General features: G+C 40.7%; 7 protein-coding genes. 3 read left to right on the top strand and 4 right to left on the bottom strand.

Annotated elements, in window-relative coordinates:
• Positions 1 to 159: 159 nt before the first annotated feature.
• The 3 genes from RMY27_RS00205 to RMY27_RS00195 all read right to left on the bottom strand — a co-directional run bounded on the left by RMY27_RS00205 (position 160) and on the right by RMY27_RS00195 (position 3605).
• Positions 160 to 1284 carry a hybrid sensor histidine kinase/response regulator gene (locus tag RMY27_RS00205; RefSeq protein ID WP_322659359.1) on the bottom strand — a complete coding sequence of 375 codons (1125 nt, stop codon included), beginning with the start codon at positions 1282 to 1284 and terminating at the stop codon, positions 160 to 162.
• Between the two features lie 53 nt (positions 1285 to 1337).
• Positions 1338 to 2666 (bottom strand): ATP-binding protein, encoded by a 1329-nt coding sequence (locus tag RMY27_RS00200; RefSeq protein WP_322659358.1) that lies wholly within the window; start codon positions 2664 to 2666, stop codon positions 1338 to 1340.
• 678 nt (positions 2667 to 3344) lie between these two features.
• Positions 3345 to 3605 (bottom strand): hypothetical protein, encoded by a 261-nt coding sequence (locus tag RMY27_RS00195; protein WP_322659356.1) that lies wholly within the window; start codon positions 3603 to 3605, stop codon positions 3345 to 3347.
• 321 nt (positions 3606 to 3926) lie between these two features.
• On the opposite strand from RMY27_RS00195, the gene RMY27_RS00190 reads away from it, so the two are divergent.
• Positions 3927 to 4649 (top strand): response regulator transcription factor, encoded by a 723-nt coding sequence (locus RMY27_RS00190; RefSeq protein ID WP_289794814.1) that lies wholly within the window; start codon positions 3927 to 3929, stop codon positions 4647 to 4649.
• A gap of 79 nt (positions 4650 to 4728) precedes the next feature.
• On the opposite strand, the gene RMY27_RS00185 is transcribed toward RMY27_RS00190, so the two are convergent.
• On the bottom strand, positions 4729 to 6093 hold the full coding sequence (locus tag RMY27_RS00185; RefSeq protein WP_322659354.1) for a lipid-A-disaccharide synthase-related protein: 1365 nt from the start codon (positions 6091 to 6093) through the stop codon (positions 4729 to 4731).
• A gap of 139 nt (positions 6094 to 6232) precedes the next feature.
• Between RMY27_RS00185 and RMY27_RS00180 the strand changes: the two genes are divergently transcribed.
• Positions 6233 to 8308, top strand: a complete 2076-nt coding sequence (locus tag RMY27_RS00180) for an outer membrane protein assembly factor (RefSeq protein ID WP_322659352.1) — start codon at positions 6233 to 6235, stop codon at positions 8306 to 8308.
• A 670-nt stretch (positions 8309 to 8978) separates the two neighbouring features.
• On the top strand, positions 8979 to 11213 hold the full coding sequence (locus RMY27_RS00175) for a hypothetical protein (protein ID WP_322659350.1): 2235 nt from the start codon (positions 8979 to 8981) through the stop codon (positions 11211 to 11213).
• Position 11214: the final 1 nt, after the last annotated feature.

The raw sequence follows: 11214 nt of genomic DNA, 5'->3' as shown, positions 1-11214 counted from the left end.
AAAAAAGGTTAAAGGGAAAGGATTTTGAGTTTCTTTACCCTTTTCCCCTGCCCCTTATCCCCAGAGGGGGCCCCACCTTCCCCTTTACCCCGACAAATGCCAAGAAGTCTAATCTATAGGCAAATATCCACAAAATAATCTCTGGTAAAGAAAAATAGCTTAAGTGTTTTTAGGTAGTTGCACAGTAAACAAACTACCTTTACCTAGCTCAGAAGTAACCTTGATAGTTCCTGCGTGCCCTTCTACAATGCGATGGGATAGATGTAATCCTAAGCCACTACCTGAGCGTTTATTTCTGCCTTGGCGAAATCGCTCGAAAATTGTTGCCTGATCTTCTGGTGCAATCCCATATCCTGTATCTTGTACCTCAATTATTACCGAATCTGGATCTTCTGAATTAGATGATGTTTCATAAATACGGATTGTTATGCCTCCCGTATCTGTAAATTTAATGGCATTTGCAATCAGGTTGTTTAATACTCGCCGTAACTCTAAACGATCGCCCATGATAATACCAGCGTTTTGACTCAGTGGATCTAATTCACGGGTATCAACTTCCAGAGTCAAGCCTTTTTCACTAGTTAGAGGACTTAGTTCGCTGACTACTTCTTGAGATATCTCACATAAATTGCATTCCTCCCAATTCAACGTTTTTTTACCCGCCTCGAAGCGATAGACTTCTAACAGCGTGTTCACCATTTCCATCAAATTTTGGTTACTACGAATCATCACTGCGATCGCCTGTTTCATTTCCGGCGAAATTTTGCAGAATGTTTCCATTTCAAACAAATTCAACATGCGATCAGAAGCTACTAGGGGAGTTCGCAAATCATGAGTCAGACGGGAAACAAAATCTTCCCGTTGGCGGGCCATTTTTTGTTGTTCGTCCAGACTGTGCTTGAGACGTAATAGCGATCGCACTCTTGCCAGTAGTTCATCAGTATCAAATGGTTTACGAATAAAATCGTCAGCACCAGCATCCAAACCTTCGACAACGCTGGATTGATGAAAGGCAGTAATCAACAAAATGGGAATATAAGAGATTGCGGGGTTATTCCGAATTCGACGTGTGACTTCATAGCCATCTATCCCTGGCATCATTACATCTAACAGAATCAGATCAGGTGGAGATTGCTCAATTTGCCGCAAAGCTTTTATTCCATCTGAAGCTAAATCAATTTTATATCCTTCACTTTCTAAAATTGCTTGAACCAAAATGAGATTATCTTGAGTGTCGTCAACTGCTAAGATACGATAAATTTTATTATTTTCAACTACAGACATGATTGATTTATATTTATATATTTTATCAGTTTTTGTGGAAGTAATTTTTAAATTTAGGATATTCTATAAGGTGCCTTCCTGGCTTGAGAAGATGACTGATGAGGATTTTTTCCAGGGCAAAAAAAATCGTCGTTATCTAATGAAGCCTGTGAAGCTGGAGCATTGCCTGCTACAGTCGGTAATGTAATTTGACGTGGCAATTCAATTTTAAACCTTGAACCAACCCCCAATTTACTCTCAAGAAATATTTTACCGCCCATCATTCGCACTAGCGAATCTATAATTGCCAAACCCAGACCCGTACCTGGATATTTGCGAGTGATAGTTTGATCGACTTGCCGAAATGCTTCAAAAATATGCTTAAAATCTTTGGACGCTATGCCAATACCTGTATCTTGAACAATAATTACTACTCGATTTGCAGGTAGTTCCTTAACCTCAACCCAAATTTCACCAGACTCTGTGAATTTAATGGCGTTGGAAAGCAGGTTAATCAAAATTTGTTTGACACGAACTGGATCGTTAAATACCAAAGGATTTTGCAAATCGGTTTGTACTAACAATGAAAGATTTTTAGCATCAGCGAGGGAACGCATTTCACTGACAACGAGATTGATTACCTTGGATATATCGAATCTTTCTGCTTTTAAATCTAATCCTCCTCCCTCCAGCTTAGAAAAGTCGAGAACTTCATTCAGCAGCATCAGCAAATGCTTCCCATTATTCAAAATACGCTCAACCATATCTGCTTGCTGGTGCGTTAGTTGACCAAACTTAGGACGCAGCAGGATTTGCGAAAAACCAATAATCGCATTCATTGGTGTTCTAAGTTCATGGGAAATAGTGGCCAAAAAAAGTGATTTTAGACGTGATGCCTCCAATAGCTTGAAGTTTTGCATTTGAATCTGTTGCTGTTGTCTCTCCAATTCTTGGTTCTTACAAATGAGTTGTTCATGACTTTCTCTAAGTTGCTGGTTTGCCAAATCGGCCTGCATTTCCGCTCGATAAATCCGAATCGCACTCCGTAAAACCTGCAACAAAGTTTCTGGGGAGATTCTAGATTTAGAGACATAGTCTGTAGCCCCAGCTTTCAATAATTGGAGAGGAATTTGTTCATCTCCTTGACTAGTTAGGACTACTAAAGGAACTTTAATTTTTGAAGAACGTAGCTGTTGAATCAAGGTTAGTGCATCCCGATCTGGTAAGTGATAGTCGAGGAAAACACAATCGTAAGCAGTAATGCTTAAGACAGAGAGCGCATGATTACCATCACCTACTTCAGACAATTCTATCTGAACACCTGCTTTAGTCAGGGCAGAACGGATTGCTATCCTGTCTACTTGATCGTCGTCTACAACCAAAATTTTCAGCGTCTCTTCCATCGGTTTTAATTTTCGCCGCCAAACATAGGTTGATGTATAATGTTTCTATTTTCAGATTATCCAACTAAAGAATATAAAATTTTCGGACATCTAAAACCTGTAATTTGATTGATTAAGATATTTTGCATAATATCCACTTTAATACCTGCTAAACATTCATTACATCAACTTCCCTATCCTCCATTAGTAGTATGTTAATCACTCTTTCGGACGTTTCCTTGGGTTGAATTCAGTCTGTTATATCTTCAATCTGGTTAATTGACCAGATGGTAACTAAACTCCTAGCAAATAACCAATGTCCTGCAAAAAATCAGTAATTAACAAGCAGACACAGATGATACAAAGTAAAATAAAATACTTTACCAAGCTTAAAACCAATTGTAAATGAGTCAGCAAGCCACCGTCGTCAGTCATTGGTGAGAGTTGCATACTATTAGCGTGTACCATAAGCTTGAATAGTTTTAGCTATCAAGTTAGTTAGAGCAGATAAATAAAAAAGTACTATCTATACCTATTTATGGATCTGAAATAATCCTAGCTCCTAAAATTTCGACAATTTTCTTAGCGATCGCCACATCTGTGTTAGTATTTATCCAGGTATATTGAACTTATAGATGTTCGCAAAATTACCAAGTTTTCATGCTGAAGAAAGGCTCCCGACAAAAGTTAGGCAAAAATTCAAAACCTAAAAGGGGAGAGATTGGCACAGAGGGATTGTATTATATCGTGTGAAGAGTCAGACAAACAAGTTCGCCACCCAGAACTACGAATTACTTTGCTGTTGGTGATTCCACCAAATTTTAACGCTACCTGATTCCCTTCTATGAGGATCTCTATTGGCTCTATCAATCGGATGAATCCAAAGGTTTGATTAAAAATCGCTCGAAACCATCGTTCGCTTTTTCGTAAAGCAACTTTCACCTGCTGTAATTTTTTCATTTTCGTAAGCCTTTTTTAAACTTTGATCCAAAATAATATTAATTAACAAATGGAACATGGCAACTCAAAGCTGAATTATCGGCAAGGAGGAGCAATTTGGCATTCGTTTCAATATTTCATACTTTTTGTGTAAGTATCTATATATCTCAAGCTAGATTTGTCCTCTATCTAAATATGAAAATATTGGATACTTGTTATTTCTATCGGTGGATGCAGACAGGTTCAAATATCATCTATCTTAAGTTTGGGAAAATAAGAGATAGTAGTTACATATAAGGCAATACTTTGAAAGATGCAAACAGCGCAAGAGTGAGTGTAGCGATGAATGAAATTAGTATTATTTTAATTGAAGATCACGACTTAACGCGAATGGGGCTACGAGCAGCATTACAGTCCCATAGTGCATTGAAAGTAATTGGGGAAGCAGCAAATGCTACCCAAGGGTTAAAACTTTTAGAAACGGCAAAGCCAGATGTAGCGGTAGTAGATATCGGCTTGCCTGACATGGATGGCATCGAACTCACTCGTAAATTCAAACGCTCCCAGGCTGAAAATGGGCAATCTACTACGAAGATTCTCATCTTGACAATGGATCATACAGAGGATGCTGTACTTGCAGCCTTCGCAGCTGGCGCTGATTCTTATTATATGAAAGAAACGAGCATCAGTAAATTAACTGAGGCAATTCAAGCAACTCACGGCGGTAACTCTTGGATCGATCCGGCAATTGCCAACGTGGTATTGCGGAAGATGCGCCAAGGTATTCCTGGAGAAAGTCAAGGTTCTGACAAGCCGAAGACTGTAAAAATTGAGGCGTTGGCATCAGAATACGAGCAAGTTTTGGAAACATACCCTCTGACTCAACGGGAACTGGAAATCCTAGAGTTGATTGTAGCTGGATGTAGCAATGGGCAAATTGCCGAGAAACTCTACATTACAGTTGGTACTGTAAAAACACATGTTCGTAATATTCTAAATAAACTATGTGCTGATGACCGTACCCAAGCTGCTGTGAGGGCCTTACGTTCGGGGCTGGTGGCCTAAAGGATCAGGGACAAGGGAGATGAGGGGACAAGGGGACAAGGAGAATAACCTACCACAATGCCCCATACCCACTGCCCCATTATCCAAATTTTTCTCGCAAGCAATTAGCAATACGTAGTGCTGCTCCCGGTTTGCCCATGCGTCGCTCACCATTTTCAGCAATAATTTGCAAATTATCAGGGTTTTTGAATAGGGATTGTACAACCTTCGCTACTTCTGCTGGTTGATCGATTAAAATCAAAGACGATCCGAGAAGACGACTTTGAGATTCAGCAAAGCTAAGGTTGTATTGTGGCCCATTACCGGGAATTGCGATCGCAGGTTTGCCCAAACCGATAAACTGTTCTGTGGCTGTACCTGCCATTGCGATCGCTAAATCTCCCAAATGCAAGCAATCATTATAGGCTTGTTGTGTTAATAGCAGATAAGCATTTCTCTGTTTAAATGTCAAGACATTTGGATCGCGAAGTTTAATAGGAGATGCTGATTCAGCGCGCCAGCCCTGGGATTGTACACTTTGGGATAAAATATTAGAGTCTAAACCAGGAGCGATCGCACCTAAAAACACTACTTTGTTAGAACTATAAAAAATTGAATCTCGCTGTTGAAAACTTGCCATCAATGCAGATACGGCAATCATAATTGTTTCCCAGTTGCTGTATGCTTCTGGCGGACGAGAACCAGGAAGAAGAGTTACTACAAAAGGTCGAACTGTCTCTTGCTGGTGGATATTCTGACTATAAAATTGTTGGCGTGAAAACGTCGGTTCTAGACCATCCATCATGGGATTACCCAAATAGAAAGCTGGAATTGGCCATTGTTTTAATGTTTCCATTGTCAGCGCATCTCTAAGGAACACAGCCTTACAACGGCGACGAGTCATTAACCAACGTTCCCAAGGATGGTAAACTGAACCAGAAAAGTTTTCCCAACCTGCGTCTTTAGATTTTCGTGGTAATAATCCAGCTTCATCTCGTACATGATATTCAGATTTTGCCGTACCGACAAAAGCATAATTAGCGCCACTGAATGTTGCAAATAACAGTGGCAAAATATCTCCCACTGCTAAAATCGCTCTTTTATTACCTAATTTTTTTTGAGAACTTACCCAACGGCGGATAGCTTTAATTTGGCTGAGGGTAAGTTGCAATAAACCACCGCGTACATCCCGCGTCAATTGGCGGCCATCCATATAAATAAAGCCGCCAGAAGGCATATTCAGCACTGAACCGATAAAGGGGATATCCAACTGTTCATAAGCACGTCCTTCACCCACCAAAGGTAAAGCAAATATCTCTGGTGGGTTTGGTTGTTGTTGGAGTTCTTGCAAAATCCGAACTGCAATCACATCTTCCCCATGACCATTACTTAATACAAGTAACCGCAAAGGAGAAGTTGCAGATTGGGAGTTAGAAGCTAGCGATGACCGAGATAAATTACTCATAAGAAACAAAATATCAAAATTAACTGTCTGTTTGGGTAAGAGGTATAAATAGGGAAATCGATCAAGAAGCTGGAAGTTAGTATTATCCCTATTCGCTAGCGTCTCTACAACTAACTCCCAGTTAATTAGGTTAAATATTATGCGAGTTTCTACTACTGCTATTTTTACTTTAGCTACTTTAGCTGCTGGGAATGTTACTGGGCAAGCAACGGCTGCACCTGCTAAAACCGTTACTCCAACTGCAAAAGCTGGTAACTTGGTAGTACCGATAATTGAAGACACTCCCGCACGGGTAGAGACAATTGCTTCCCCAGAAACAATAGTTGCACAACAATTTTCCCAAAATCCTGTCACCGTGCAAACAGGTGCAAACAAAAATTCCCCAATAGTCTTAAAATCAGCAGACAAGGGAAATTCATCAGTAACACTTCCTGCCACTCCCTCTTTTTCCCTTTCATCCCCCAAAACTCCCGCTACTGAAAGCAATTTAGTCGTCACAGCTACAGATGTACAGGTGGTGGGAGCCAATCAAGAATTACAGCAAATCATTCGCCAGGTAATTAAAACCCAAGCTGGTGGAGAAACCAGTCAAAGCCAGCTACAAAAAGATGTAACTGCAATTTTAAATACAGGTTTATTTAGTACTGTCAATGTGAATAGCTTTAGCACACAGGCTGGATTGAATGTAGTATACCAAGTCCAACCGGTGATAGTGCGATCGCTGCAACTATCTGGTGCTAAAGTACTTACCTATCAAGTTGCCCAACAACGTTTGCAATCTCAGATTGGAACCACCATTAGTCCCAGTGGACTGCAACAAGCAGTAGCACAAATTAACAAGTGGTACGCCGACAATGGTTATAACTTAGCACGCGTGTTATCAATTAAACCCAGTTCTCAAGGCATTCTCACTGTAAATGTCGCTGAAGGCTTGGTAAGTGATATCAAATTTCGCTTTGTCAACGATGAAGGTAAAACCGTTGATAGCAAGGGTAATCCCGTCGGAGGACGCACCAAAGCAAATTTCTTACAACAACAACTCAAGTTGAAACCCGGCCAAATTTTCCAAGAAAATGTCGTTAAACAAGACATCCAACAACTATATCGTACTGGTTTATTTGAAACTGTGAATGTTGCCTTAGAAGGGGATGCGACAAAACTTGATTTAGTCTACCAACTCAAAGAAACTGGGGCACGTGGTGTTAACTTGGGTGGTAGTTACAATGCCGATCAGGGATTGGTAGGTACAATCAGCTATCAAGATCAGAATGTCGGTGGTGTTAATGATACTTTAGGTGTGAATGTTGGTGTAAGTAGCCGAGACTTGCAGTTTAATACCAAATTTACCAGTCCTTATCGGATAACTAACCCCGATCGCTTCGGCTACACTGTAAATGGTTTTCGTAGTCAGGAACTTTCAGAAACCTTTGATGACAAGATTAAGTTAGCTAACGGCGACAAAGTGCGAGAAGGTCAAATTGGCGGTGGTGTCAGCTTGCAGCGACCAATTGACGACTGGAATACCTCATTAGGATTAAATTATACCCGAACTAGTATTCGCGATCGCCAAGGTAATATTACCCCAAGCGACGCTCAAGGTAATCCCCTCTCTGCGAGTGGCACTGGTGTTGACGACTTAACTACCGTATCCTTCACCGCCACCAAAGACCAACGGGATAATCCCCTCAATCCAACTCAAGGTTCCGTTTTGAGTCTGAGTACAGAACAATCTGTCCCCATTGGTCAAGGTAATATTTCCCTGAATCGCCTCAAAGCCAATTACAGCCAATATTTACCAGTACAGTTATTTAACAGCAAACAGCCACAAGTCTTTGCGGTGAATGTGCAAGCTGGTACCGTCCTTGGAAATTTACCGCCCTACGAAAGCTTTAACTTGGGTGGTTCCAACTCAGTACGCGGTTACGATTCTGGAGAAGTTGGCAGTGGACGCAGTTATGTATTAGCTTCGGCAGAATACCGTTTTCCCGTTTTACCAATCGTAGGCGGTGTATTGTTTGCCGACTTCGCCTCAGATTTAGGTTCTGGTGATACTGTATTAGGAGATCCGGCAGGTGTACGAGATAAACCAGGTTATGGTTTTGGTTATGGGGCGGGAGTGCGAGTAAATTCACCACTAGGTTTAATTCGGGCTGACTATGGCATTAACGACCAGGGAGAAAGCAAAGTGCATCTGGGAATTGGGCAGCGATTTTAATTTGAGTTCAGGCGTTGCTGAAAAAGTCATATCTAAAAACTAAATATGCGTTATCCAGAACCCTTGTAGAGACACTAGCAGTGCCAATACGGTTCGGATAAGCATTTTTCACTTTCCTTATGATCTGGGGAATGGGTTTGCGGGTAAAGGGGAAAGGATGTATTCAAAACCTTTCCCCTTTCCCCTTTACCCTTTAACCGAACCGTATTGCTAGCATTGCTACGTCTCTACAAGGTTTTTGGCTCATACAGCAGATTTCAAGTTGGTGAGGTACACAAGCAAGCTAAATCTGTTACCCAGGTATAAAGCGTGTTTTATATCATGTCCGCTTGATTGCTTATTAAACCCGAAGAACCCCACCCCGCCAAAGCTACGCCTTGTCTCCCCTCCCTGCAAGCGGGGAGGGGTTGGGGGTGGGGTGTAATGACTGTGGTTAGCATAACTAATTATGCGGACATGATATTACTCCTGAATTCTGAATTCTGCTGTATATGTATTAGCGATCGCCTTTGAAAACGACTTTTATAAATTGGCCAATTTATTACACAATATTTAATAGTATAGAAATTTCAATAATCAAAGGAAAAAAGCTATTGTCACGTTTTCACGAGACATTAATTTTTTAATAGCGCTAGTCATGCAGAATATAAAAAATATTATAAGTAATAGTATGGAAAAAAGTGTTATAAATGCCAGCCTTTCTACTCAGAACCTAACCTTTCGTCCAGGTGATACTCCTGTATCATTTGAGGTAACTGTCAATAATGATAGCGATCGCTTCGTCAATTTTCAAATAGAAATTACCGCAGCTGGAGAAATACGCAACACAGGATATCGCTGGTATAGACTCGAACCAGAGGTAGCGGCAGCCAAGCCACCGGGCAGTAGTACCATCTTCCAAGTTTTCGTATTCAATACACCCATTCCGGGATTTGTTGGTACTGTCAACCTGATGGTAAATATTTTTTCACCGCAATTAGCACAACAGTCCAGACTTGTGCTGCGCTTGAAAATCGAGCGAGACAATAGACCAACACATTTAAGTGTAGAATTACCTGTACGAGAGTTCCAAGTTTATCCCCGCAATTCTGTCGATATACCAGTACGGGTGCGAAACTTGGGGCAACAACCAATTGAGGTAATGCTACGTTTTACAGGCGTCGATCCATCTTGGCTAGCTGGCAGTGCAGAACGCCGATTACCTTTAGATCCAGGTGGTTTAGCAGAAGCTACATTCCAATGCCAACCTCCTTCTGTAGTGCAAGCGCCCAGTCAAAACTATCCTTTTACTATTGAAGCTGTTAGCAATAATGGTTATCCAACTAATGCTGAAGGCAATATTGAAGTTTTGCCAGTAGGTTTTATAGACTTTACTACCACCGAAAAACACCTGAAAATTCCCAATAAATCGGCATGGTTGCCTGACTGGAAATCTGATACAGCTTCCTTTGAATTACTATTTAAAAATGCTAGCAATCTCAACCAGGAAATTAATGTGCAGGTGCAAGGTAGAGACTGGCGAAAATGTAGTTTTAAAAAGCTTCCTGAAACTGCCAATCTTCATCTAGGAGAGACAAGTAAAGTCATCCTCGATGTTAAAACAAAACGTCCTTGGATTGGAATCGGCAAAACTCTATTATTAGAGGCGAAATCGGAATTATCTGACCAACGTTTAGGGAGTACAGACCCAGCCACGCAGACATTAGAAGTAGAGACTCTGCCAATTATACCTTTATGGTTACAATTGGCTGCGATCGCACTTTTAGCTGCACTCTTAGCATTAATCCTGCAACCAAGAGGTGTAATGCATACCCGTTCTGTCAACTCAGTGCGTTTTAGTGGTATTGGTTTATCTGTGGTCAGTGGTTCAGATGATTGCACCTTAAGACTTTGGAGAATTGGTGCAGATAGTTTAGAGCCTGATGATACAGTAAGGTATGCTGGACAACCTCTTGCTTGCGAGCAACTGCAACAGCCCAAAGGATTGATGGCGATTACTGATGATGCAGTACAAGTCTTACGCTTTATGCCATTACAAAATAATCGTGTTGCTGTTGGTTTAGATAATGGTGTAATTGAACTCAGAGATGTTCCTTCAGGTGTAAAGATTAACCAACTTCAAGACCTTAAAGATCCTAAAGCAAAAGGCGATCGCGTTTTTGACTTAGCTTTTACCTCAAACTCACTTAACTTATTCAGTGGGTATGGCAGTGGTAAAGTGAGACTATGGTCAAGACCAGCGCCTAACAGCGATTTTCTGCCAGAACCGCAAGTTATCGACATTCAAAGTAGATTAAAACTATCACGTTTCCAAGTCCGGGCATTAAATCTCAGCCCAGATGCAAAAACTCTAGTAATTGCTGGAAACTTTAAGCGTTTTATATTGTGGCAGTGGAATCAAACTCAATCTGATAAACAATTCCCAAGTTTATCAGTGCAAAATCTAGAAAAACTAGACCCATTAGTTGGGCCTGAAGACTATATTTGGGGATTAGCTTTTGTTCCTGACTCAACAGGAAGAATCCTTGCAACTTCTGATTCTGCGGGATTTATTACGATTTGGGATTTAAATCAGTGTCAAACTATTAAAAATCCGAATCCGCTAGAAAAAATAAATGAGCTTAATTGTTCACAACTAGACCGTTGGTCAGCATCAAAAACATCTGTGCGGACTCTAGCATTTAGTGACGATGGTAGTCTTTTAGTAAGTGGTGGCGATGATGGACGAGTCTTAGTTTGGTACTTAACTCCCGAACATAAACTCGACAAAACAAAAGCAGCAGAAGGTAAACAAATTTACAAAAGCTATAAAAAAATCAATAGTATCGATTTGAAAACTAATCAAGGAACCATGATTGTGAGTGGTGATGAAGATTTTCAGGTCAAATTACACCGCATCAAATAAG

This window comes from Nostoc sp. DedQUE09, assembly GCF_034530915.1.
GTDB lineage: Bacteria > Cyanobacteriota > Cyanobacteriia > Cyanobacteriales > Nostocaceae > Nostoc.
Note: the sequence above shows the minus strand (reverse complement) of the source record. Positions and strands in the feature narration are given on the sequence as shown.